The organism is Tersicoccus solisilvae, from assembly GCF_014643255.1.
Classification (GTDB): Bacteria; Actinomycetota; Actinomycetes; order Actinomycetales; family Micrococcaceae; genus Tersicoccus; species Tersicoccus solisilvae.
In genome coordinates, this window is sequence record NZ_BMJI01000009.1 from 55,543 (window position 1) to 80,129 (window position 24,587).

The window sequence follows — 24,587 nt, forward strand, 5'->3', positions numbered from 1 at the left end:
CGGTCTCACTCCCACGCGATGTCGCCGAAGGTCGAGCCGGTGCCGGGGTAGCGGTGGCGCAGGAACTCGCCGACGACGGCGGCGCCCAGGTCGGCGGGGTCGGGCGAGACGACGCGGCCGTCCACGCGGTGCGCCATCGACTGCAGGAACCGCTCCAGGCCAGGGTCGTCGCCCAGGCGGAAGAACGTGACCTCCGCGCCGAGCCGGCCCACCCGGTCCAGCTCCGCGACCGTCGCGCGCACCGTCTCGGGTTCGGGCGGCCAGGAGAACCAGGCCTGCCCGTTGCCCACCAGGTGCGCCGTCGGCTCCCCGTCGGTGACGACGAGCAGCACCGGCTGCATCGTCGGGTGCTGGCGGAAGAAGCGGGTGGCCAGGGTGAGGCCGTGGTGCAGGTTGGTGCCCTGCTCCCGCATCGCCGCGAGGGCGGTCAGTTCGCCGATGTCCCGCTGCTGCGCGTACCGGCCGAAGGTGATCAGCTGCAGGCGGTCCCCGCGGAACCGGGTGGAGACGAGGTGGTGCAGGGCCAGCGCGGTGCGCTTCATCGGCACCCAGCGGCCCTCCGCCGCCATCGAGAACGACGTGTCCACGAGCAGCGCGACGGCCGCCTGCGTGCGGGCCTCGGTCTCCCGGACCTCGACGTCGCGCACGTCCAGCCGGATCCCGCCGGCCGGGTTCCCGCCCTCGGCGGCCACGCGGCCGATCGCGTTGGTCATCGTGCGGCCGACGTCCCACGGCTCGATGTCCCCGAACTGCCAGGACCGGGTGGACCCGGTCGCCTCGCCGGCCGCCCCGGCCAGCCGGGTCTCCCGGCCCCCCTGGCGGCCCGAGAGCCGGCCCGCGGCATCCCGCAGCAGCGACTTGCCGAGCCGGCGCATCGCCCTGGGAGAGAGCCGCAGGTCGCCGTCGGCACCGCGGCGCAGGTACCCGCTCTCCTTCATCGCGCGCTCCAGCTCGGCCAGGGTGCGCGCGGAGACCGCCGCCTCGTCGCCGAGCTGCCGGGCCAGGGACTCGACGTCGACGTCGGAGAGCGTCGAGCCGGCGTAGGACTGGGAGAGCTGCTCGGCGAGGGAGTCCAGCTCCGCGAGGTCCTGCAGCACGCCGGTGCCGTCGCCGAGCCCCAGCCCCTCCTGGCCCTCGAACCGCTCGGAGCCGGTCCAGTCCTCGCCGGGGCGCAGGCCCTGCAGTGCGGAGTCGAGCCGGTCCAGCTGCGCCATCAGCTCGGGGGACCCGAACGCCTGGGCGGAGAGTGACATCAGCTCCTGCCGCTGTTCGGCGCTCATGGACCGCAGCATCCGCTGGGCCGCGGCCGAGCGCTGCGCGAGGGCGTCGATCAGCTCGTCGACGTTCTGCGGGTTCTCCGGGAACGCGTCGCCATGTTTGGCCATGAAGTCCTCGAAGTCCTCCGGGGTGTCCTCCCCCCGGGCGTGCTTCTCGAGCAGGTCGTTCAGGTCCGAGAGCATCTGGGAGATCGCCTCCCGGTCCTCGTCGGTCGCGTTCTCCAGCGCCTGCTTCATCCCGGCGAACCGCTGGTCCAGCATCTCCCGGCCGAGCAGGTCCTTGATCTGTTCGTACGTCTGGCGCGCTTCCTGGGACTGCCAGTCGTAGTCGGCGAGCTCGTTCACCGCCGCGGCGGTCGAGGAGGGCAGGTTCTCCATCCGCATCTCGCGGAACGCCCGGTCCGTGTTGTCCATCATGGCGTCGCGGACCAGCTGCTTGCGTTCCTCGAGGACTGCCGCATCGAGCAGCTCCTTGATCTGGTCGAGGGTGCCGCCGAGGCGGTGCTGCTGGAGCAGGTCGCGGCGCCGCTGCTGCACCCGGCCGGCCAGGTCGTCCAGGCCCTGCCGGTTGCGGCCGCCCCGGCGCAGGAACTCCCGCATCGCCTGCTCGGGGGAGTACCCGGACATGACGTCCTCGGCGATCGCGTCCAGCGCTTCGGCGAGGTCGACCGGGGGCGCGAGCGGGTCGGGGCCGCCCGCGTAACGGCCGTAGCTGAAGGAGGACTGGTGGTGGCCCGGCATGGTGTGCTCCCTATCCGTAGACGGTCTCCCCGTCGCCGCTCTCCTTGGAGAGCTTGCGGGCGAGGTAGAGCCCCTCGAGGGCGAGTTCGATGGCGCCGGCGCGGTGGCCGGTGCTGCCGCCGTTGAGGCGGCCGGCGATGTCGTCGTACAGCGTGGACCCGGACAGGTCCGGCAGCGCGTCGAGGAACTCCGCGGCGGTGACCCGCTCGCCGGTGGTGATGGTGCGACGCCCGTCGAACGCCTCGACCAGCGGGCCGAAGTCCAGGCCCCGGAAGTGCTCCCGCACCGCTTCGGCGGTGGCGGTGCGCAGCCGGTGCTCGAGGATGGCGCGCTCGCGGCCCTCCTCGCCGGACTCGAACTCGATCTTGCCCATGAGCACGTCGACGGCGGTCTCCAGGTCGACCAGGCGGGCGACGGGCTCGTCGCCGGCGCGCACGGTGGCGCGGTGCCGGGCGGCGGCCGCGACGGTCTCGGCGCCGGCGATGGCGAACCGGGCGGAGACGCCCGAGGCCTGGTTGATCTCGCTGGACTCGCGCAGCGCGCGGGTGAAGCGGGCGAGGATCTCCATGATCACGTCCGGCACGTCCGCGGTCAGCGCGGCCTCCTGCCGCACGACGGCGACCTCGTCCTCGAGCTCGATCGGGTAGTGGGTGCGGATCTCGGCGCCGAACCGGTCCTTCAGCGGGGTGATGATCCGGCCGCGGTTGGTGTAGTCCTCGGGGTTGGCGGAGGCGACGACGAGCACGTCCAGCGGCAGCCGCAGCACGTAGCCGCGGATCTGGATGTCGCGCTCCTCCATCACGTTCAGCAGGGCCACCTGGATGCGCTCGGCGAGGTCGGGCAGCTCGTTCAGGGCGACGATGCCGCGGTTGGCGCGGGGGACCAGGCCGAAATGGATGGTCTCGGGGTCACCGAGCCGGCGGCCCTCGGCCACCCGCATCGGGTCGACGTCGCCGATCATGTCCGCCACCGAGGTGTCCGGGGTGGAGAGCTTCTCGACGTACCGCTCGGAGCGGTGCTGCCAGGCGACGGGCAGCCGGTCGCCCTCGATCGCGGCGCGGGCCCTCGACTCGGAGGTGATCGGCTCGTAGGGGTGCTCGTTCAGCTCGGAGCCCTCGATCACGGGGGTCCACTCGTCGAGCAGCCCGGTCAGGGTGCGCAGCAGGCGGGTCTTGCCCTGCCCGCGCTCGCCGAGCAGGACGACGTCGTGCCCGGCGATCAGGGCGCGCTCCAGCTGGGGGATGACGGTGCGGTCGAAGCCGTGCAGGCCCGGCCAGGGATTCTCCCCGGCGGCCAGCGCCGCCAGCAGGTTGTCGCGGATCTCCTCGCGGAGGGTCTTCTGGACGTGGCCGGCCGCGCGCAGCTGCGCCACGGTGCTGATCTCGGGCTGCTCACTCACCTGAATCACGCTAGACCCGTTCTCTCGATACTCGGAAGGTCTGTTCACCCGGGGCGGAGTGCGGCGGGTCACGCACCGTGCCTACGCTGCCCTCATGACGACCGGACAGCCCGAGGCCGCATCACTGCCGGCCCCGACCACCCTGGTGATCCTCGTCCGCCACGGGACGACCCCGACGACGGGCCGGCTGCTCCCCGGTCGGGCCCCGGGCCTCGGACTGTCCGAGACCGGCCGCGAGCAGGCGGAGCGGGTCGCCGAGCGGCTGACCGCCCGCACCATCGACGCCCTCTACAGCTCCCCGCTGCAGCGGACCCGCGAGACCGCGCAGCCCACCGCGGAACGCACCGGGCTCCCGGTCGCCGAGGACGCCGGGCTGATCGAGTGCGACGTCGGGGAGTGGACCGGGCAGGCGCTCGCGGACCTGGCGAAGCTGCCCGAGTGGCGCACCGTGCAGGCCGAGCCCGAGGCCTTCACGTTCCCCGGGGGCGAGAGCTTCGTGGCGATGCAGGAGCGGATGGTCGCCGCTCTGGCCCGGGTGCGGGACGCCCACCTCGGCGGCACGGCGGTCTGCTTCTCCCACGCCGACCCGATCCGCGTCGCGCTCGCCGACGCCCTGGGCACCCCGCTGAACCGGTTTCAGCGGATCAGCGTCGACCCGTGCTCGGTCTCGGTGATCTCCTACCAGGACGGGCGGGACCCGGTGGTGCTGATGGTCAACTCGTCCCAGGCGTCGCTGGCGGACCTGACGGCATCGTGAGAACCGGCATCGTGAGAACCGGCATCGTGAGAACCGGCATCGTGAGAACCGGCATCGTGAGAACCGGCATCGTGAGCAGCAGGGTCGTGACGCTCGGACGGGGTTCCCGTGGCCGGTGACGAGCGCGAGCTCGGCATCCTCGACCACGGGTCCGTCGAGCTGCTCGGCCAGATCGCGCGCAGCAGCAACGAGACGTTCATCGTCGAGGTGACCGACCCGGCCGATGATGAGCGGACGTCCTGGGCGATCTACAAGCCGGAGCTGGGAGAGCGGCCGCTGTGGGACTTCGAGCCCGGGCTGTACCGGCGCGAGCGGGCGGCCTACCTGCTCAGCGCCGCCCTGGGCTGGGACCTGGTGCCCCCGACGGTGGTCCGGGAGGACGCCCCGTTCGGGGTCGGGTCGCTGCAGTGGTTCGTCGAGTGCAACCTGGCCGAGCACTACTTCACGCTGATCGAGGACTTCCCGCAGACCCACGACGACCTGCGCCGGATGGCCGTGTTCGACGTCGTCACCAACAACACGGACCGGAAGGCCGGGCACGTGCTGCGCGGCACCGACGGGCGGATCTGGGGCATCGACCACGGCCTGTGCTTCGCGGCGCCGTTCAAGCTGCGCACGGTGATCTGGGACTTCGGCGGGGAGCCGGTCGATGAGGGTCTGCTCGAGGACATCGCGCCGCTGGCCGAGGAGGTGCCGACGGACGTCGCGGACCTGCTCGACGCCGCCGAGGTCCGGGCCCTGCGCGGGCGAGTGCAGGGGCTGCTGATGCGCCGGACGCTGCCGGTCGACGAGACCGGCCGCCGGTTCCCCTGGCCGCTGATCTGATGGAGGTGCGGCCCCATGCGTCGACGTCCTTCGTGCCGGCCTGGGTCTGCGCCACGGACCCAGCGCACGTGTGGCAGCAGTCGCTGAGCAGCCGCTCCAACGCGCGCGTTCCGGAGTGCCGGCAGGCCGGCAAGCCGAAAGCGGTTGGCTCATCACGCCGCCGCGGCGGAGATCTTCCCGGGCGCGCGATCCGGAGCGCTGCACCGGGACAAGGCGTTCGAGACGAGGAAATCTTGGACGGCTGACACCAGCGCCACCGTCGACGGTCGCACGCTGGTGATCGAGTACGACGGCGCCGACTGGCATGCGGCCGCGGCGAAGGCGCTGGTGGATGAGAGCAAGACCGCCGACGTCCTGGCAGCAGGTTCACCGTGGTGCGCCTGCGCGAGGACCCGCTTCCGGCCCTGCCGGTGGAGCACCCGGCGTACAAGGAGATCCGCGTGTACTCGACCGCGCCCCGGCCCGGTGAGGTGATGGAGGAGATCCGGGACTGGCTCGGGGTCTGAGCCCGCCCCGGATCTTCCGGGTGAGGAGCCGCCGTTGCGCTTCTTCTTCACCCCGTCCCGAGGAAGGTGGCGAGGGGCGTCACGATGCGGTCCGGTGCCCGGTTGATCCCGTCGTGGTCACAGCGGGGGACGGGCAGCACCCGCGCTCGCGGCAGCGCCCGGGCCAGCGCGTCGTTGGTGGGCCCGGAGTACGGCGGACCGGCCGCACCGTAGCCGAGCAGGACGTCGGCGGTGATGCCCGGCCACCGGGTGGCCGGCGCGTCGTGGAGCCGGACCTGCTGCGACTCGTCCAGGGTCGAGGGAAGCAATTCGCCCATGGTGCGGCCGATCGAGGTCCGCAGGAAGACGCGGCACAGCGCCGTCCGGACGGCGAGCGGGAGACGGGACGCCGGCGAATGGGTGTTGACGCCGGCGCTGGTGGTCGCGAGAGCCCGGGCGATGTCCCCAACCCGGGCCGCCTCGCGCGACCGGCTCGCGGCACCCGCGGCCCCGCGGCGTCGCACGGGCGGGACGACATCGCCGGCGCCGCCGTCGACACCGCCCCGACGCCGGGGGCCTCGGGGCGGTGTCCATGCGTGCGGTCGCGGCCGCGCTGGGCACGGGTGCCGGGTCGCTCTACCGGTACGTCTCGAGCCGAAGCGACCTGCTGGACCTGATGGCCGACCGAGCGGTGGGGGAGCTACTGGCCGTCCCGGCCCCGATCGAGAGCGGGATCGAGGGCATGCTGGTCCTGGCCCGGCAGCAGCGCGACCTGTTCCGGCGGCATCGCTGGCTCCTCGACCCGCTGACAGGCCCGATCCATGCCGGCCCGAACGCGCTGGCATGGTTCGACCACTGCCTGGCCGTGCTCGAGCCCACGCGCGCCCCGGTCTCCGCCAGCTTCGAGGCGATCGCCCTGACGACGGGACTGGCCAGCACCATGGTGCGCGGCGAGGCCGGGCGGGCATCGTTTTCGTTCGGCTCGGTCGACCCCGACCTCCATTCCCATCTGGACCGGGCTCTCGCGGGAGCGGCGTCGTCGGCCCCGTCCGCCGCCCCCGCGCGCGATCTGTTCGACCGCGCTGTGCGCGGCCTGCTGCGCGGGCTGCTCGAGACGGACGCCGATGCGGCTCGCTGACCTGCCGTGACCCCACCGCCCTTGTGACCCACGTCATTGTTCCGTACCCTGCTGTGAGCACACGTGTTCAGTTATCGAATTGCGTGTTCGATTATCGAACAGCGAACAGCGAACGGCCGCCCGAGCGGAGGCCGTCTCCCCGGACCACAACGATGTGAGGACAACTCGTGCAGTTCCACCACCACGGTTACGTCTCGGGCGACCCGAGGATCCAGCCCGTCGCCGGCACCGGCGTCGATCGCCCGGACGAGCTCCCCGACGAGGTCGACGTGCTGATCGTGGGTTCCGGCCCGGCGGGCATGCTCGCCGCCGCCCAGCTTGCCCAGTTCCCCGGCATCACGACGCGGATGGTCGAGCGCCGCGAGGGCCGGCTGGCCATCGGTCAGGCCGACGGCATCCAGGCCCGCAGCGTGGAAACGTTCCAGGCTTTCGGCTTCGCCGAGCGGATCATCGCCGAGGCGTACTGGATCACCGAGATGAACTTCTGGCGCCCCGGCACCGACGATCCGACCCGGATCGTGCGGGGCGGCCGCGCCGTCGACGACGAGTTCGGCATCAGCGAGTTCCCCCACCTGATCGTCAACCAGGCCCGCGTGCTCGACTACTTCGCGGAGGTGGCGGCCAACGCCCCGACCCGATTGACCCCGGACTACGGCTGGGACTTTCGCGGCCTGACCGTCGCGGACGAGGGTGAGCGGCCGGTGGCCGTGACGCTCACCGGCGTCGGCGCCCGCGAGGGCCAGGAGCGCACCGTCCGCGCGAAGTACGTGATCGGGTGCGACGGCGCCCGCAGCAAGGTGCGCGAGGCGATCGGCTGCACCCTGTCCGGCGACGCGGCCAACCACGCGTGGGGCGTCATGGACGTCCTGGCCGAGACGGACTTCCCGGACATCCGCACCAAGTGCGCCATCCAGTCCCACACCGGCGGCTCCATCCTGCTGATCCCGCGCGAGGGCGGCTTCCTGTTCCGGATGTACGTGGACCTCGGCGAGGTGCCGGTCGACAACGCGGGCGCCGTGCGGAGGACTCCGATCGAGGAGATCATCCGCCGCGCCAACGAGATCATGCACCCCTACACCGTCGAGGTCCGCGACGTGGCCTGGCACAGCGTCTACGAGGTGGGGCACCGACTCACCGACCGCTTCGACGACCTGCTGCCCGAGGCCGTAGGCACGCGCACCCCGCGAGTCTTCATCACGGGCGACGCCTGCCACACGCACAGCGCCAAGGCCGGCCAGGGCATGAACGTCTCGATGCAGGACGGCTTCAACATCGCCTGGAAGCTCGGGCACGTGCTGGAGGGCCGCAGCCCCGAGAGCCTCCTGTCCACCTACTCCGCCGAGCGGCAGGTCGTGGCGAAGAACCTCATCGACTTCGACAAGGAGTGGTCGACGCTGATGGCGAAGAAGCCGGAGGAGTTTGCCGATCCCGGCGAGCTGGAGGACTTCTACGTTCGCACCGCCGAGTTCCCGGCGGGTTTCATGACCGAGTACACCCCGTCGCTCATCACGGGCGAGACCAGGCATCAAGACCGGGCGGCCGGCTTCCCGGTGGGCAAGCGCTTCAAGTCGGCAGCCGCCGTGCGGGTGTGTGACACGAACCCGCTGCAGCTCGGCCACCTGGCTCAGGCCGACGGCCGGTGGCGGATCTACGTCTTCGCCGACGCGGCCCCGGCGGGATCGGTCGGCCCGGTGGCCGACCTGGCGCAGTGGCTGGAGAACGCGCCGGACTCCCCGCTGGCGGCCACGCCGGAGGGGGCCGATCCGGACGCGTGGTTCGACGTCAAGGTGATCTACCAGCAGCCGCACACCGAGATCGACCTCAACGCGGTGCCCTCCGCGTTCCGCCCGCAAGTGGGGCCGTTCTCCCTCACGGATCTGTCGAAGGTGTTCGGCGTGAACCCGAAGGCCGACATCTTCGAGGAGCGCGGGCTGGATCGGGACGGCGTCGTCGTCGTCGTGCGGCCCGACCAGTACGTGGCCCACATCCTGCCGTTGAGCGCGACGGATGAGTTGGGTGCCTTCTTCGCCCCGATTCTCGGGCGGGCAACCGCCCGCTCCTGAGCCGTCTGAGCAGGGCGTTCTCGAGCGGCAGCTCCGGTGGTCCATCATCGGCCGAGGGTGGGCGTCGAACCCGGGCCCGATGACCGCTGCGAGCCCGGATGCGCCCGCGTCGTCAGGGCACCGGCCTCGGCGGGGAGGACGGCCATCGACGCCGGGTCATCTCGGCGGTGACGTCCTGGTGCCGGTCGAGGGTCACGGGGTCGGCCCCGCCCGGCAGCGACAGGTACTCGTGGTCGAGCTGCCAGCAAAGTCGACTGTGGAGCACCTGCAGATCGACCAGATCCAGGCCGTCCAGGTCGTCGGGGAACGGATCGTCGGGGGTGAGCACCAGCGGGTTGGCTCCCGCGGACCGCCGGCGCCGGCCGGCGAGCAAGGTGACACTGGCGCGCTCCGCGCGGTCCTCGCCGTGGGCGGCGGTGTCGGTCGAGAACGACGGCACGGAACACTCCATGCCTGCGTCAGACGTGTTCACGACGCCAGCTTACGACGTAAGGGATCGATCTCGCGACGTCTGCCCGACCCGGCCGTCCATCGTGGTCGACGACGTGACGGCGGTGCGCCGTGTCGACGGCACCGCGTCCTGCCGCCGCCGCCTCGCCAGTAGCCTGAGATCATGCCCGGACCTCGACCGCACCGCCCGCGCGTCACGCGCGCCGCGACCGTCACCGGCAGCGAGTGGCTCACCCGTGACCTCGTCCGCCTTCACCTGACCGGACCGGACCTGGCGAGCCTCGAGTCGCCGGCGCACACCGACAGCTACGTCAAGTTGCTGTTCGCGCCGCCCGGGGCGGACGACAGCTGGCCCTTCGATCCCGACCGGATCCAGGCCGAGCGTCCGCGCGAGCAGTGGCCGGTCACGCGCACCTATACGATCCGCCGCCTCGACCCGGCCAGGGCCGAGATGGACCTGGACGTCGTGGTGCACGGGGAGGCGGGCCTGGCCGGTCCCTGGGCGGCGTCGGCGCGGCCGGGGCAGACCATCGGCTTCCGTGGCCCCGGCGGTGCCTGGTCGCCGGACCCCGGCGCCGATCACCACCTGCTCGTCGGAGATGAATCCGCGTACCCGGCGATCGCGGCCGCCCTCGACGCGCTGCCCGACGACGCGCGGGCGAGCGTGTTCCTCGAGGTGGCCGACGTGACCGCGCACCCGCCGTTGCGGCAGGGGCCCGGCATCCGTGTCTCGTGGGTGCACCGCGCCGGTGCGGACGGTGCTGCGACCGCGCCCGGTGCCGCGCTCGCCGCCGCCGTCCGGTCGGCGGACCTGCCCGCCGGCGACCTCCGCGCCTTCGTGCACGGCAACGCCGAGATGATCAAGGATCTGCGCCGGTACCTGCTCGTCGAGCAGGGACTGCCACGGGACCGCGTCTCCATCTCCGGCTACTGGCGCACCGGCCAGACCGAGGACGCGTGGCAGGCGGGCAAGCGCGAGTTCGTGGTCCAGATGGAACGCGAGCAGGACGGCGCGGCCGCCGGCTGACGCACCCCGCCGCGACGAGATCGACAGCCTGCTGACGGCATGCTCGCGATCGGGCCCTGACATGGGCTAGCCTCGCACCATGGCGACGCGCAGGTTCCTGGGCTGGCCGGCAGTGCGACAGTTCGCCTCCGGTGACTGGCTCGGTCGTGGCCCGGCGGTGACGTCGCCGCGGACGGAGAGCCTGAAGCCCCGCACGAGCACCGCCGACCGGGTCGTGCAGAGCGTCTGCCCGTACTGTGCGGTGGGGTGCGGCCAACGCGTGTTCGTCAAGGACGAGAAGGTCGTGCAGATCGAGGGCGACCCGGATTCCCCGATCTCGCGGGGCCGGCTGTGCCCCAAGGGCTCGGCGAGCGAGCAGCTGGTGAACTCGACCGGCCGCCAGACCGAGGTCCTCTATCGCGCGCCGCGCGCCACCGAGTGGCAGCGCCTCGACCGGGACACCGCGATCGACATGATCGCCGACCGATTCCTCGCGGCCCGGCGCAAGGGCTGGCAGGACGCCGACGAGCAGGGCCGGCAACTGCGCCGCACGATGGGCATCGCGTCCCTGGGCGGCGCCACCCTGGACAACGAAGAGAACTACCTGATCAAGAAGCTCTTTACCGCGGCCGGAGCGATCCAGGTCGAGAACCAGGCCCGGATTTGACACTCCTCCACGGTTCCCAGTCTGGGAACCTCGTTCGGACGTGGCGGGGCCACGCAGAGTCTGCAGGACATGGCCAACGCCGACTGCATCGTGATCGAGGGCTCCAACATGGCCGAGTGCCATCCCGTGGGGTTCCAGTGGGTCGCCGAGGCGAAGGCGCGTGGAGCGAAGATCATCCACGTCGACCCGCGGTTCACGCGCACGTCAGCGGTCGCTGACAAGCACGTGCCGATCCGGGTCGGATCGGACATCGCCCTGCTCGGCGCGCTGATCAATCACGTCCTGACGAACGACCTCTGGTTCAAGGAGTACGTGCTCGCGTACACCAACGCGGCGACCATCGTGAACAGCGACTACCGCGACGCCGAGGACCTCGGCGGCCTCTTCTCCGGCATCGACCCGGCGACCGGTCACTACGACACCACCACGTGGGCCTACGCCGACGGCGACTCGGGCGAGGAGACGACCGGCGACAGCCACGGCTCCGAGGCGTCGGCGCGTGCGGCCGGCGACGAGCACGGCAGCGGCGGCCCCCCGCTCGACGCCACCGACGCGCGCCGCGACGCGACGCTGCAGGATCCGTTCACCGTGTTCCAGATCCTCAAGCGGCACTACGCCCGGTACACGCCGGAGATGGTGCAGGAGATCTGTGGCATCTCGGCGGAGGACTTCGCCTACCTGGCCCGTGCCATCACGGAGAACTCCGGGCGGGACCGCACCACCTGCTTCGCGTACGCGGTCGGCTGGACCCAGCACGGCACCGGCGCCCAGTACATCCGCACCGCCGCCATCCTCCAGCTGCTGCTGGGCAACATGGGCCGCCCCGGTGGCGGCATCATGGCGCTGCGCGGCCACGCCAGCATCCAGGGGTCCACGGACATCCCCACCCTCTTCAACCTACTGCCCGGCTACCTGCCGATGCCGAGCGTGGGCACGCACGACACGTTCGACGACTACCTCTCCGCCATCTTCACCAAGAAGCAGAAGGGTTTCTGGGGCAACGCCGACGCCTACACCGTCAGCCTGCTCAAGGCGTGGTGGGGCGATGCCGCGACGGCGGAGAACGACTGGGCGTACTCCTACCTGCCCCGACTCACCGGCGCGCACGGCACGTTCCAGACGTTGACCGCGATGCTCGACGACAAGGTCGACGGGTACTTCATCCTCGGGCAGAACCCGGCCGTCGGCTCGTCCAACGGGCGCATGCAGCGGATGGCGATGTCGCACCTGAAGTGGCTGGTCGTCCGGGACCTCAGCCTGATCGAGTCGGCCACCTGGTGGAAGGACGGCCCGGAGATCGCCACCGGGGAACTGCGCACGGAGGACATCGAGACGGAGGTCTTCTTCCTGCCCGCGGCCTCGCACGTGGAGAAGGCGGGCACGTTCACCCAGACGCAGCGGCTGCTGCAGTGGCGGCACCGAGCCGTGGCACCGCCGGGGGACTGCCAGAGCGAGCTGGAGTTCTTCCACGAACTGGGCCAGCGGCTACGGGCCCGGCTGGCCGGGTCGACCGACGAGCGCGACCGGCCGCTGCTGGACCTGACCTGGGACTACCCGCTGGACGAGCACGGCGAGGTGAACCCCGAGGCGGTGCTCGCCGAGATCAACGGCCGCCACCTGAGCGGCCCGGATGCAGGCAGGCCCCTGTCCGCCTACACCGAGATGCGGGCCGACGGCTCGACCGACGGCGGCTGCTGGATCTACACGGGTGTCTACGCCGACGGGATCAATCACGCGGCGAACCGCAAGCCGGGCCGGGAGCAGAGCCCCGCCGCCCTGGAGTGGGGCTGGGCCTGGCCGGCCAACCGGCGCGTGCTCTACAACCGCGCCTCGGCGGACCCGGACGGCAAGCCCTGGAGCGAGCGCAAACGCTACATCTGGTGGGACGAGGAGAAGGGCACCTGGACCGGCGACGACGTGCCGGACTTCCCGCCCGGCCTGGCGCCCGGCACTCGTCCCGACCCCGAGGTCGGGGGCCCGGAGGCGCTGGCCGGCGATGACCCGTTCATCATGCAGGCCGACGGGAAGGGCTGGCTGTTCGCCCCGAAGGGCATGCTCGACGGGCCGCTGCCCACGCACTACGAGCCGCAGGAATCGCCCGTCGCCAACGCGTTGTACCCGCAGCAGCGGGATCCGGCGCGCGTGATCTTCGACCGGCCCGACAACCTCAGCGCGCCGAGCGCGGACGAGCGCGGGGCCGGGGTCTACCCGTTCGTCTTCACGACGTACCGGCTGACGGAGCACCACACGGCCGGCGGCATGAGCCGGTGGCTGCCGTACCTGGCCGAGCTGCAGCCGGAGATGTTCTGCGAGGTCTCGCCCGAGCTGGCCGCCGAGCGCGGGCTGGAGAACGGGCAGTGGGCCACGATCGTCTCCCCGCGCGCGGCGATCGAGGCGAAGGTGCTCGTCACCGAGCGGATGACCCCGCTGCGGATCGGCGGCCGCGCCGTGCACCAGATCGGGCTGCCGTACCACTGGGGGACCGGGGGCACCGGGGCCGTGGTGGAGGGCGACGGCGCCAACGACCTGCTCGGCATCACGCTCGACGCCAACACGCAGATCCAGGACTCGAAGGCCGCGACGTGCGACATCCGGCCGGGCCGGCGACCGCGTGGACCGGCCCTGCTCGCCCTGGTCGAGGAGTACCGGGACCGCGCGGGGGTGAACGCCGAGACCGGCAGTGAGCGGCTCTCGCCCGGCCTGCCGGTGGACGGCGCCGACGCCGAGGAGAGCCGCGCCGGCCGGGACGAGGCCGACGGCGCGGACGCCGACGCCACGAAGGAGAACTGATGGGTCAGCTGGCCGGACCGGCGAATCCCGCCGTCGACGCGCACTGGGAGCACGTTCACGATCGCCGGGGCTTCTTCACCGACACCTCCATCTGCATCGGCTGCAAGGCCTGCGAGGTCGCGTGCAAGGAGTGGAACCACAACCCGCAGGACGGGCAGCTGCAGCTGTCCGGCCAGTCGTACGACAACACCGGCGGGCTCGGCGCGAGCACCTGGCGGCACGTGGCCTTCGTCGAGCAGGGCACCGAGCAGATCGAGCAGGCCCGGGAGTCCGGGCGTGCCCTCGTCTCCCTCGGCATGCCGCGCATCGGGCCCCCGCCGTCCACCCCGTCGATGGCCACCACGAGCGAGACCGCGCCGCCGGACACCCCGCAGTTCCGCTGGCTGATGTCCTCGGACGTGTGCAAGCACTGCACCCACGCCGGCTGCCTGGACGTCTGCCCCACCGGGGCGCTGTTCCGCACCGAATACGGCACCGTGGTGGTCCAGGACGACGTCTGCAACGGCTGCGGCACGTGCGTGGCGGGCTGCCCGTTCGGCGTCATCGAGCGCCGGGAGGACGGCACCGTCCTCGTGGCCGGGGACCGCAACGGGCCCCCGGCGGAACTGAAGCAGCGGGTCGGGAAGAAGGCGACGCGGGTCGCCACGCCGGGGGAGAAGCCCAAGGGCGGCGTCGCCCAGAAGTGCACCCTGTGCTACGACCGGATGGTCGACGACCAGACGCCGGCCTGCGCGCAGGCGTGCCCGACCACGTCCATCAAGTACGGCGACCACGACGACATGGTCGCCACGGCGCGCGCCCGCGTCGCCCAGCTGCACGCCGAGGGCCGCACCGAGGCGCGGCTGTACGGCGCCAACGAGCTCGACGGTGTCGGCGGCACCGGCTCGGTCTTCCTGCTGCTCGACGAGCCCGAGGTGTACGGCCTGCCGCCGGACCCACGGGTGCCCACCGCCGACCTGCCGCAGATGTACAAGCGCGCCGGGATGGCCGTCGCGGGCCTGCTCGCGGCGACGGCCGTGGCGTTCCTCGGAGGCCGCCGATGAGCACGTCCGTCTATGACAGCTACCGGCCGCCCGAGCAGCCCCGCACCCGGCGCGAGCGGCGGGACCGTGACCGCCGGGAGGCGCGGGGCGGCGCGGCGGGATCGCGGCAGCGCGGCGGGACCGAGGGCAACCGTGAGATGGCGATGGTGCCCGACGTCGAGTTCACCTCGTACTACGGCCGGCCCGTGGTCAAGCCCGCCCCGTGGGGCGACGACGTCGCGGCCTACCTGTTCCTCGGCGGAGTGGCCGGCGGGTCCGGGCTGCTCGCCCTGGGCGGGCAGCTGACCGGCCGGCCCGCGCTGCGGCGCAACGCGCGGCTGGGGGCGCTCGCCGCCGTCGCCGTCGGCGGGGTCGCCCTCGTGCGGGACCTGGGCCGGCCCGAGCGTTTCCTCAACATGCTCCGCACGATCAAGCTGACCTCGCCGATGAGCGTGGGCTCCTGGATCCTCAGCGCGTTCGGCGCCGGCATCGGCGTGGCCGCGGCGGCCGAGGTGGACCGGATGACCGGGTCGCGGCTGCCGCTCGGCCCGCTGCGGCGCGTGCTCAACGCCGTCGAGGGGCCGGCCGGGGTGGAGGCCGCCGTGTTCGCCGGGCCGCTCGCCGCCTACACCGCCGTCCTGCTCGCCGACACCGCGACCCCGACGTGGAACGCGGCCCGCGAGGAGCTGCCGTTCGTCTTCGTCAGTTCCGCGGCCCTCGCCTCGGGAGGCCTGGCGATGATCACCACGCCGGTCGCGCAGACCGGTCCCGCCCGGGTCCTCGCCCTGACCGGCATCGCCGGGGACATCGTCTCGGTGCGCACGATGAAGGCCCGGATGGATCCGGTGGCGGCCGAACCGCTGCGGCAGGGTAAGCCCGGCGCGATGCTCGAGTGGAGCGAGCGGCTCGTCGTCGCCGGTGCCGTCGGCACGCTGGCGGCCGGCCGCAGCCGCATCGTGGCCGTCCTCTCCGGGGCCGCGCTGCTGACGGCGTCCGCGCTGACCCGGTTCGCCACGCTGCACGCCGGCATCGCGTCGGCGAAGGATCCGCGCTACACGATCGAGCCGCAGAAGCGACGGCTGGCGGCGCGGCGGGCGGCCGGCGTCACGGACGACGCCATCACGACCGCCGGCTGAGGCGGCTCCCCGACGCCGCGGCGGCAGCGGAGCCCGGTTGCGGCGCCGCGTGTTTGGGCTGGGGTGCGGCGGTTCCTGGTGGCGGTGTGGTGCCTGCAGCGGAGCCCGGTTGCGGCAATGCGTGATCGTGCTGTCGCACTCTGGCCCAGGTTCGGCGCTGCTTGTTCGGGCTGGGGTGCGGTGACTCCTGGTGGCGGCGTGGTGCCTGCAGCGGAGCCCGATTCCGGCACTGGCATTCGGGCTGTGGTGCGGCGGCTCCTCGCACCGGCGTCACGGACGACGCCATCACGACCGCCGGCTGAGGCCGGTCAGCCTCAGCGCACCTCGATGCCGGCGCCGGCCACGGTGTGCCCGATGACCGGGTGGCCCGGCAGCTCCCCGACCACCAGCAGCCCGCCGGAGGTCTGGGCGTCGGCGAGCAGCAGCAGCTCGTCCTCGTCGATCCCGGGGCCGGTCCGCAGGTGAGGGCGCACCCAGTCGAGGTTGCGCTGCGTGCCGCCGGAGACGAATCCGTCCCGCAGGGCCTCGCGGGCGCCGTCGACCAGGGGCACGGCGGCGGCGTCGATCACCGCGCCCACCCCGGACGCCCGCATCATCTTGTGCAGATGGCCGAGCAGGCCGAAGCCGGTGACGTCGGTGGCGGCGCGCACGCCGGCCGCCAGCGCGGCCTCGGACGCGTCCCGGTTGAGGGCCGTCATGGTGGCGATGGCCGCGTCGAACACCTCGCCGGTGCGCTTGTGCCGGTTGTTCAGCAGCCCGACACCGATCGGCTTGGTCAGGGTCAGCGGCAGGCCGGCCTCGGCGGCGTCGTTGCGCAGCAGTCGTTCGGGGTCCGCGACGCCGGTCACGGCCATGCCGTACTTCGGCTCCGGGTCGTCGATCGAGTGCCCGCCGATCACCGGGCACCCGGCCTCGGCCGCGACCGCGAGGCCCCCCTCGAGCACCTCGGTCATCAGGGCCAGGGGCAGCACGTCCCGCGGCCAGCCGACCAGGTTGATCGCCACCACCGGCCGGCCCCCCATGGCGTAGACGTCGGAGAGGGCGTTCGCCGCCGCGATCCGGCCCCAGTCGTAGGCGTCGTCCACCACGGGCGTGAAGAAGTCCGCCGTCGAGAGCACGGCCAGACCCTCCCGGACCAGGACGGCGGCGGCGTCGTCGCCGTCGTCCAGGCCGACCAGCACGTTCTCGCCCGTCTGACCGGTCAGCCCGGCGACGGCCTCCTCCAGCTCGCCCGGCGGGATCTTGCAGGCGCAGCCACCGCCGTGGGCGTAGCCGGTCAGGCGGACGGCCGGGTGCCGCAGGGGGGTGGACGGGGACGCGGAGCTGGTCATGTCCCGAGCGTAGTCGCGCAGTGGCTAGGGTTGACCCCGGAGGCGTCCGGGTCCTGGTGGGCCCCCCGGTCTTCAAAACCGGTGAGACCGAGCAGCTCGGTCTGGCGGGTTCGATTCCCGTCCGCCTCCGCCAACCATGTCCCGGGTGAGGAGGAACGGTGCCGCAGGTCGATCCTCGTCGCCTGATCCCGCGCACCGACCGGCTGCTCGCCCTGCCGGCGGTCGTCGCGGCCCGGCCGCGGCTGAGTGAGCCCGTGCTGCTCGCCCTGGTGCGGGACGCCCAGCAGCGCGCCCGGAACGGCGACCTGGCCCCGGATCGGGTCGAGGACGCGGTCACCGCCGCGGTCGCCGCGCGCACGGCGACCAGCCTGCGGCCGGTGCTGAACGCGACCGGCGTCGTCGTGCACACCAACCTCGGCCGCGCCCCGCTGGGCCCCGCCGCGGTCGACGCGGTCACCGACGCCGCCGGGTACGCCGACGTCGAACTCGACCTGCGCACGGGCGTCCGCTCCGCGCGCGGCGCCGGGACCCGCGCCGCCCTGCTCGCCGCCTGTCCGGCGGCGGCGGACGCCCTCGTGGTCAACAACGGCGCCGCGGCCCTCGTGCTCGCGACCACGGCGCTGGCCGCCGGGCGCGACGTCGTCATCAGCCGCGGCGAACTGGTCGAGATCGGCGCCGGCTTCCGGCTGCCCGACCTGATCGTCTCCACCGGGGCCCGGCTGCGCGAGGTCGGCACGACCAACCGCACCCACCTGCGCGACTACGCCGACGCGCTCGGACCCGAGACCGGCTGCATCCTCACCGTGCACCCGAGCAACTTCCGCGTCGAGGGCTTCACCGCGGCCGCCCCGCCCGACCAGCTCGCGGCGCTCGCCGCCGAGCACGGGGTGCCGCTGGTCACCGACATCGGCTCCGGTCTGCTCGCGGCCGACCCGGCGCTCCCCGGGGAGCCCGACGCCGCCACGACCCTGGCCGCCGGGGCGGACCTGGTCACCGCCAGTGGGGACAAACTGCTCGGCGGGCCGCAGGCGGGCCTGGTGCTCGGCAGGGCCGACCTCGTCGCCACCCTGGCGCGGCATCCGCTCGCGCGCGCGGTCCGCGCCGACAAACTCACCCTCGCCGCGCTGGAGGCGACCGTCGCCGCCGGCGAGACCCCCGTGGGCCGTGCCCTGCACGCGGATCCGGACCGGCTGCGTCAGCGCGCCGAGCGGCTCGGCGCCGCGCTCGGCGCGCCGGTCGTACCCCACGACGGCCGCGTCGGCGGGGGAGGGGCGCCCGGGGTGCCCCTGCCGGGCTGGGCGGTGCGGCTGGACGAGGCGGTCGCGGCGCCGCTGCGCACCGGGACCCCGGCGGTGCTGCCGCGCGTGCACGACGGCGCCTGCCTGCTCGACCTGCGGTGCATTCCCGAGACGGACGACGAGCGCCTGCTCGCGGTGGTGCGGGCCGCCCGGTCCGCCCCGGGCCCCACCGGTCCCGGCGCGGACCGGACCCCGTGATCGACGCGACCACCCACGTCATCGCCACCGCCGGGCACGTGGACCACGGCAAGAGCACCCTCGTGCGCGCGCTCACCGGCATGGAGCCGGACCGCTGGGAGGAGGAGCGGCGGCGGGGCCTGACCATCGATCTCGGCTTCGCGTGGACCGTGCTGCCTTCGGGCCGGGACGTCGCCTTCGTCGACGTCCCCGGGCACGAGCACTTCCTCGCCAACATGCTGGCCGGCATCGGGCCCGCCCCGGTGGTGCTCTTCGTCGTCGCCGCCGACGAGGGCTGGCAGGCCCAGTCCGGCGACCACCGGGACGCCGTCGCGGCGCTGGGGATCGACCGCGGTGTCCTCGTCGTCACCCGGGCCGACCGGGATCCCGGCCACGGGGCGGACGCGCTGCGGCAGGCACGCGCCGAACTGGCCGGCACCGGGCTGCGGGACGCGCCGGCCGTCGTGGTCAGCGCCGTCGACGGCACCGGCCTGGACGACCTGCGCGCCGCTCTGGACGCCGTGCTCGCCACGTCCCCGGAGCCCCCGACGACGGGCCGGCTCCGGCTCTGGGTGGACCGCGCGTTCTCCATCAGCGGGGCCGGGACGGTCGTCACCGGGACGCTGCCCGCCGGCACGCTCGCGGTCGGGGACCGCCTGGAGCTGCTCGGAGCGGAGGGGAACCACCGGGTCCAGGTCCGAGGACTGCAGAGCCGCGACCGGCCCCGCACCACGGCCGGCCCGGTGAGCCGCGTCGCCCTCAATCTGCGCGGGGTGACGGCGTCGCAGGTGAGCCGCGGCGACGCGCTGCTCACGCCGGACGCCTGGCCCTCGACGGACACGCTGGGGGTGCGGCGCGCCGGCGGCAGCCCCTTCACGGGGGCCCCGGAGCAGGTGATGGTGCACGTCGGCACCGCCGCCGTGTCGGCCCGTCTGCGCTCCTTCGGCGACGATCACGCCTGGCTCGCGCTCACCCGGCCCCTGCCGCTGGTGCCGGGGGACCGGGTGGTGGTGCGCGATCCGGGCGCCCACCGCGTGCTCGGTGGGGCGCTGGTGCTCGACGCCGATCCCCCCGCGTTCCGGCGGCGCGGGGACAGCGCCCGGTGGGCCCGCCGCCTCGCCGCCATGGTCCCGGGCGGGGACGCGGTCGACGAGGTGGCGGCCCGTGGTGCCGTCGCGGCGGCCCACCTGTCCCGGCTCGGCGTCATCGCCACCCCCGACCAGGATCCGCCGGCGGGAGTGGTGGTCCTGGGCCCGTGGTGGGTGCACGCCCCGGTGTTCGCCGGCTGGCAGCAGCGGCTGCGCGCCGCGGTGCGGGCCCAGCACGAGGAGGACCCGCGGGCGGGCGGCCTCACCCACGGCGCCGCCCGCGATCTGCTGGCGCTACCGGCGGGTCTGCCGATCGACCCGGTGATCGCGGCGGCGGGGCTCGAGGAGGAGGGCGGCCGGATCCGGCTGCCCGGCACGCGTGCGGACCTGGGCGTCGCCGCGGCGGGTGTCGCCCAGCTGATCGAGCGCCTGACCGCCCTGCCGTTCCAGGCACCCGAGGCGCACGACCTGACCGCCCTGCGGCTGGGGGCCCGTGACCTGGCCGCGGCCGAACGGGCGGGCTCGATCCTGCGCCTGCGCGACGGCATCGTGCTGCTGCCCACCGCGCCTGCCCTGGCGATGCGCACGCTCGCCGGACTGGACCAGCCCTTCACGACGAGCGACGCACGTCAGGCGCTCGGCACCACCCGGCGCGTCGTCATCCCGCTGCTCGAGCACCTCGACGAGCGCGGCTGGACCCGGCGGCTGGACGCCGGGCACCGCACGGTCGTCCGGTAGGGGTCGCCCGGGAGGAGCCGTCCCGCCGACCGGTGCGAGGGGTCGACGCGGTGCCGGTCTCAGTGGCCGGTGTCGCCACGCCCCGTCTTGCCCTGCAACCGGTCGATGTGCTCCGACGCCTGTGCCTTGGTGAGGTCCGCGGGCAGCTCCTCGCCGGCCTCCCGCGCCAGGGTGTCCAGGTAGCTGCGCTGAGCGCCGGTCATCGGCTCGTCGCCGGTGACCCACTGCTCGGGATCCTTCTCGGTGGTGCCGGGCTGCGGCGTGCTGGCGCCCAGCGTCGGACGGTCCCCGCCGGTGCCGGTGTCCTGGTTCTGCTCGGGGAACTGGGCCTGCGCCGGGTCGGTGCCGGACTCCGGTGCGCTCTCCGGGCGTCCCGCGGCGGGTAGATGCTGATCGGGTTGATTCGTCTGTTCGGTCATGCCGGTCAGCGTAGTCGGCCCCTCCGACATCCCGCCGGGCACCGGCATCCGGCCCCGGCGAGGTGCCTCCGACCCCGTGTCTGCGTCGTGACGGCGACGGCATCCGCGGCCCGGACGCCCGCCGATCACAAGTTGATAACGACGCACTCTCGATTCGACGCCGGACGCATCGGGGAAACAATCGCGCACTAGGGTGGTGCCACATGTGAGACGCACCACTTACCGTTCAGTAGGGTAGTGTGTCCGTCAGCCCGGGGCCGTGTGGCCCGGGTCACTCGGTCAAAATCCATGAGGGAGGCGGAATGCGTGTAACGCGTATTTCCAAGATCGTGGGAGCTGCCGCCATCGCGGCGCTCGCACTCAGCGCCTGCGGTGGCAACACCGGTGGCGGCAACAACGCCGCGTCAGGCAGCAGCACCAGCTCCGGCGGGGGGCAGATCACCGTCGCCGAGGTCAACGGGTTCAGTTCGTTCAACCAGTCCACCGCCAACGGCAACTCGGACATCAACGGCAAGATCTGGTACTCGACTCACGCCGGCTTCAACTACATCAGCAAGGACCTCGAGGTCGTCAAGAACGAGAAGTTCGGCAAGTACGAGAAGGTCTCGGACGATCCGCTGACCGTCAAGTACACGATCAACGACGGGGTCAAGTGGTCCGACGGCACCCCCGTCACGGCCGATGACTACGTGCTCGCGTGGGCGGTGTACTCCGGCTGGTACGACGACGCGACGCTGGACCCGAACACCGGCGAGGTCACCAAGGGCAACCAGTACTTCGAGTACGCGGGCACGACCCTGGGCCTGAACAACTCGAAGTTCCCGACGGTCAGCGAGGACAAGAAGTCCTTCACGATCGAGTACACGGTGCCGTACGCGGACTGGGAGATCGCGTTCAACGCGCCCGAGGTCCCGGCGCACGTCGTCGCCAAGAAGTCCGGTCTGGCCGACGCGAACGCCCTAACCTCCCTCTTCAAGGGCATGAAGAAGGGCGACAAGGCGTCCCCGGCGCCGAAGAACGCCCAGCTGCAGAAGGTGGCGGACTTCTACAACAAGGGCTTCGACAGCACCAGCCTCCCCTCGGATCCGTCGCTGTACCTCTCCAACGGTCCGTTCGTCGTCTCCTCCATCACCGACGGCGAGTCGGTGACGCTGAAGAAGAACCCGGACTACACCTGGGGCACGCCCGCGAAGGTCGACACCATCGTGATGCGCACCATCGGTGACACGCAGGCCCAGGTCCAGGCGCTGAAGAACGGCGAGGTCGACATCGCGGCCCCGCAGGCGTCGGCCGACACGCTGACCTCCCTCGAGGAGATCCAGGGCGCGCAGATCCAGAAGGGCGACCAGCTCGCCTACGACCACCTCGACCTGAACTACAGCGGGGTGTTCGCGGACAAGAACGTGCGCGACGCGTTCATGAAGACGGTCCCGCGCAAGCAGATCGTCGAGGGCATCCTCACCAAGATGAAGCCCGACGCGAAGATCCTCGACTCGCAGCTGTTCGTGCCCGCGCAGGACGGGTACGAGAAGGCCGCGCAGGAGAACGGGTCGCAGAACTACCAGGACGTCGATATCGAGGGCGCCAAGAAGCTGCTGGCCGGCAAGACCCCGACCGTGCGGATCATGTACAACAAGGACAACCCGAACCGCGTGGACGCCTACACGCTGATCGCGCAGTCCGCGACGCAGGCCGGCTTCAAGATCGTCAACAACGGCGCCGCGGCCAAGGAGTGGAGCGGCAAGCTCGGCGACGGCACCTACGACGCGACGGTGTTCGGGTGGACCAACCCGGGCGTCGGCGTGGTCGGCACGTCGCAGATCTTCGGCACCGGTCAGTCGTCCAACTTCAACAAGTTCTCCAGCCCCGAGGCCGACAAGCTGATGAGCGAGTTGAACAAGACGACCGACGATGCCAAGAAGACCGAACTGCAGCAGCAGATCGACAAGCTGGTCTGGGACTCCAAGTACGGCCTGCCGCTCTTCCAGAGCTACGGCGTGGAGGCCTTCAGTGATCGCGTGACCGGCGGCGTGAACTACAACCCGCAGCAGTACGGCGTCTGGTGGGACGTCTGGGACTGGCAGCTCAAGTAAGCCGCCCGCTCCCCACGTGAGAGCCATCTGACACAGGGGCATCAGGATCTCTTCCGGTCCTGGTGCCCCTGTGGTCCGCAATCACCCGCCTGCCCCGGCGTTCGCCGTTCGCGTCGATCCGGACGAAAAGGTCAGTCAAAATGCTCGCTTATGTTCTCCGGCGTCTGCTCGCCGCGGTGCTGATCCTGCTCGGCGCCTCGTTCATCGTCTACCTCCTGATGGCCTACTTCGGCGGCGACCCGCTCTCCGAGGTCCGCGCCAGCAACTCGCCCTCCAAGGACGCGCAGATCGCCCGCATCAGCGATCAGCTGCAGCTGTCCGTGCCGCCGATCTTCCGCTACTTCATCTGGCTCGGGGGAGCCGCCAAGTGCGTGATCCCCACGGCCTGCGACCTCGGCCAGAACGTCAAGGGCCAGGAGGTCACCTCCCTGCTCACGCTGGCGGCCGGCAACACCCTCCAGTTCGTCACCATCGCCTTCGTCCTGGCCATCGTCATCGGCGTCACCGTCGGCATCGTCACGGCGCTGCGCCAGTACAGCGGCCTGGACTACTCGGTGACCTTCGTCGCCTTCCTCTTCTTCTCCCTGCCGGTCTTCTGGGTGGCCGTGCTGCTCAAGGAGTTCGGGGCGATCGGCTTCAACAACTTCCTGGCCAGACCGAGCATCTCGACCACCACGATGATCGTGCTCGGGGTGGTGATGGGCGCCATCTGGGTGCTGATCATCCCCGGCGGTCTTCGGCGCCGGGTGATCACCTTCGTCGTCGCCGCCGGCCTGACCGTGGCGATCCTCGCGACCCTCGTCGCCACCGACTGGTTCGCCAGTCCCGGCATCGGACCGCTGATGATCGCGCTGTGCGCCGTCGGGCTCGCCGTCGGATTCACCGCGCTGGTCGCGGGGCTGCGCAACCGGCGAGCCCTCACCGCGTCGTTGATCACCGCCGCTGTCGGCATCGTCTCCTACTTCGTCGTCCAGCCCATCCTGAACGCGAACGGCAACCCGCAGACCGTGATCATGCTCGGGGTGGTCGCCATCGTCGTCGGGCTCGCGGCCGGCTGGTTCGCGGGCGGGTACGACCGGGCGCAGAACATGCGCGCCGCCGCCCTGACGGCGTTCGTGACCTCCGGACTGATCCTCGTCGACCGGTTCATGCAGTCCTGGCCCGCGTACTACGATTCCCCGCTCGTGCACGGGCGGCCGATCGCGACCATCGGGTCCGAGACGCCGAACCTCAACGGTGACTTCTGGTTCACCGGTCTCGACAAGTACACCCACCTGTTGCTGCCGACGCTCGCGCTGATCCTCATCTCCCTGGCCTCGTACACGCGGTTCTCCCGGGCGTCGATGCTCGAGGTGATGAACCAGGACTACGTCCGGACGGCCCGCGCCAAGGGCGCCAACGAGCGCTCCGTCGTCGTCCGGCACGCCTTCCGCAACGCCCTGATCCCGCTGGCCACCGTCGTGGCCGCCGACCTCGGGGCCCTGATCGGCGGCGCCGTCGTGACCGAGCGCGTCTTCTCGTTCCGCGGGATGGGCACGCTCTTCATCGACGGCATCTTCGCCAGCGACCCCAACCCCGTGATGGCCGTGTTCCTCGTGGTCGGCGTGACCACGGTGCTGGCCAACCTGCTGGCCGACGTCGTCTACTCGCTCCTCGACCCGCGGGTGAGGCTGCGATGAGCGCGGCC

At 72.2% G+C, this 24,587-nt stretch carries 18 protein-coding genes, 1 tRNA gene and 2 pseudogenes; 14 read left to right on the top strand and 7 right to left on the bottom strand.

Annotated elements, in window-relative coordinates:
• Positions 1-5: 5 nt before the first annotated feature.
• Both IEX22_RS09015 and IEX22_RS09020 read right to left on the bottom strand, forming a co-directional pair.
• Complete coding sequence (locus IEX22_RS09015) at positions 6-2,018, bottom strand: VWA domain-containing protein (protein ID WP_188668013.1); 2,013 nt, start codon at positions 2,016-2,018, stop codon at positions 6-8.
• 10 nt (positions 2,019-2,028) lie between these two features.
• Complete coding sequence (locus IEX22_RS09020) at positions 2,029-3,417, bottom strand: ATP-binding protein (protein WP_188668014.1); 1,389 nt, start codon at positions 3,415-3,417, stop codon at positions 2,029-2,031.
• A gap of 94 nt (positions 3,418-3,511) precedes the next feature.
• Between IEX22_RS09020 and IEX22_RS09025 the strand changes: the two genes are divergently transcribed.
• A complete protein-coding gene (locus IEX22_RS09025) occupies positions 3,512-4,174 on the top strand; it encodes an MSMEG_4193 family putative phosphomutase (protein WP_188668015.1) in 663 nt (220 codons plus the stop codon).
• Between the two features lie 30 nt (positions 4,175-4,204).
• On the opposite strand, the pseudogene IEX22_RS16100 reads toward IEX22_RS09025, so the two are convergent.
• A pseudogene (locus tag IEX22_RS16100) lies at positions 4,205-4,321 on the bottom strand (hypothetical protein); the annotation flags it as partial.
• Between IEX22_RS16100 and IEX22_RS09035 the strand changes: the two are divergent.
• A complete protein-coding gene (locus IEX22_RS09035) occupies positions 4,283-4,999 on the top strand; it encodes an SCO1664 family protein (RefSeq protein WP_188668016.1) in 717 nt (238 codons plus the stop codon). The pseudogene IEX22_RS16100 and the gene IEX22_RS09035 sit on opposite strands and share 39 nt — an antisense overlap.
• 371 nt (positions 5,000-5,370) lie before the next feature.
• Entirely contained in the window at positions 5,371-5,505 is a 135-nt protein-coding gene (locus tag IEX22_RS16025) for a hypothetical protein (RefSeq protein ID WP_268236873.1), read from the top strand.
• Between the two features lie 47 nt (positions 5,506-5,552).
• On the opposite strand, the gene IEX22_RS09040 is transcribed toward IEX22_RS16025, so the two are convergent.
• Positions 5,553-6,008, bottom strand: coding sequence for an alpha/beta fold hydrolase (locus tag IEX22_RS09040; RefSeq protein ID WP_188668050.1), 456 nt, complete (start codon positions 6,006-6,008; stop codon positions 5,553-5,555).
• A 59-nt stretch (positions 6,009-6,067) separates the two neighbouring features.
• Between IEX22_RS09040 and IEX22_RS09045 the strand changes: the two are divergent.
• Positions 6,068-6,622, top strand: a pseudogene (locus IEX22_RS09045) (TetR/AcrR family transcriptional regulator); the annotation flags it as partial.
• 167 nt (positions 6,623-6,789) lie between these two features.
• On the top strand, positions 6,790-8,685 hold the full coding sequence (locus tag IEX22_RS09050) for an FAD-binding monooxygenase (protein ID WP_188668017.1): 1,896 nt from the start codon (positions 6,790-6,792) through the stop codon (positions 8,683-8,685).
• A 112-nt stretch (positions 8,686-8,797) separates the two neighbouring features.
• Here the strand turns inward: IEX22_RS09050 and IEX22_RS09055 are convergent, their stop codons facing one another.
• A complete protein-coding gene (locus tag IEX22_RS09055) occupies positions 8,798-9,124 on the bottom strand; it encodes a hypothetical protein (protein ID WP_188668018.1) in 327 nt (108 codons plus the stop codon).
• Positions 9,125-9,298: 174 nt separating this feature from the next.
• On the opposite strand from IEX22_RS09055, the gene IEX22_RS09060 reads away from it, so the two are divergent.
• The 4 genes from IEX22_RS09060 to nrfD all read left to right on the top strand — a co-directional run bounded on the left by IEX22_RS09060 (position 9,299) and on the right by nrfD (position 15,756).
• Positions 9,299-10,162, top strand: coding sequence for a siderophore-interacting protein (locus IEX22_RS09060; RefSeq protein WP_188668019.1), 864 nt, complete (start codon positions 9,299-9,301; stop codon positions 10,160-10,162).
• A gap of 79 nt (positions 10,163-10,241) precedes the next feature.
• On the top strand, positions 10,242-13,598 hold the full coding sequence (gene fdh, locus IEX22_RS09070) for a formate dehydrogenase (RefSeq protein WP_229659900.1): 3,357 nt from the start codon (positions 10,242-10,244) through the stop codon (positions 13,596-13,598).
• Positions 13,598-14,641 carry a 4Fe-4S dicluster domain-containing protein gene (locus IEX22_RS09075; protein ID WP_188668022.1) on the top strand — a complete coding sequence of 348 codons (1,044 nt, stop codon included), beginning with the start codon at positions 13,598-13,600 and terminating at the stop codon, positions 14,639-14,641. Before fdh ends, IEX22_RS09075 begins: the two co-directional genes overlap by 1 nt.
• Positions 14,638-15,756, top strand: a complete 1,119-nt coding sequence (gene nrfD / locus IEX22_RS09080) for an NrfD/PsrC family molybdoenzyme membrane anchor subunit (protein WP_188668023.1) — start codon at positions 14,638-14,640, stop codon at positions 15,754-15,756. Before IEX22_RS09075 ends, nrfD begins: the two co-directional genes overlap by 4 nt.
• A 314-nt stretch (positions 15,757-16,070) precedes the next feature.
• Here nrfD and selD read toward each other — a convergent pair whose 3' ends face one another.
• Positions 16,071-17,087, bottom strand: coding sequence for a selenide, water dikinase SelD (selD, locus tag IEX22_RS09085; protein ID WP_188668024.1), 1,017 nt, complete (start codon positions 17,085-17,087; stop codon positions 16,071-16,073).
• 38 nt (positions 17,088-17,125) lie between these two features.
• Here selD and IEX22_RS09090 point away from each other — a divergent pair.
• The 3 genes from IEX22_RS09090 (at position 17,126) to selB (ending at position 20,388) form a co-directional block, all read left to right on the top strand.
• Positions 17,126-17,220 (top strand) — tRNA-Sec (locus tag IEX22_RS09090).
• 25 nt (positions 17,221-17,245) lie between these two features.
• Positions 17,246-18,583: an L-seryl-tRNA(Sec) selenium transferase gene (gene selA, locus IEX22_RS09095; RefSeq protein ID WP_188668025.1), complete on the top strand. Its 1,338-nt coding sequence runs from the start codon at positions 17,246-17,248 to the stop codon at positions 18,581-18,583.
• On the top strand, positions 18,580-20,388 hold the full coding sequence (selB, locus tag IEX22_RS09100) for a selenocysteine-specific translation elongation factor (protein ID WP_229659901.1): 1,809 nt from the start codon (positions 18,580-18,582) through the stop codon (positions 20,386-20,388). The genes selA and selB overlap by 4 nt, the downstream gene beginning before the upstream one ends.
• 59 nt (positions 20,389-20,447) lie before the next feature.
• Here selB and IEX22_RS09105 read toward each other — a convergent pair whose 3' ends face one another.
• Positions 20,448-20,663, bottom strand: a complete 216-nt coding sequence (locus IEX22_RS09105) for a DUF3072 domain-containing protein (RefSeq protein WP_188668045.1) — start codon at positions 20,661-20,663, stop codon at positions 20,448-20,450.
• A gap of 473 nt (positions 20,664-21,136) precedes the next feature.
• Between IEX22_RS09105 and IEX22_RS09110 the strand changes: the two genes are divergently transcribed.
• Together IEX22_RS09110 and IEX22_RS09115 are read left to right on the top strand one after the other, a co-directional pair.
• Entirely contained in the window at positions 21,137-22,900 is a 1,764-nt protein-coding gene (locus tag IEX22_RS09110) for an ABC transporter family substrate-binding protein (protein ID WP_306464438.1), read from the top strand.
• A 140-nt stretch (positions 22,901-23,040) separates the two neighbouring features.
• Positions 23,041-24,579 carry an ABC transporter permease gene (locus IEX22_RS09115; RefSeq protein WP_188668027.1) on the top strand — a complete coding sequence of 513 codons (1,539 nt, stop codon included), beginning with the start codon at positions 23,041-23,043 and terminating at the stop codon, positions 24,577-24,579.
• Positions 24,580-24,587: the final 8 nt, after the last annotated feature.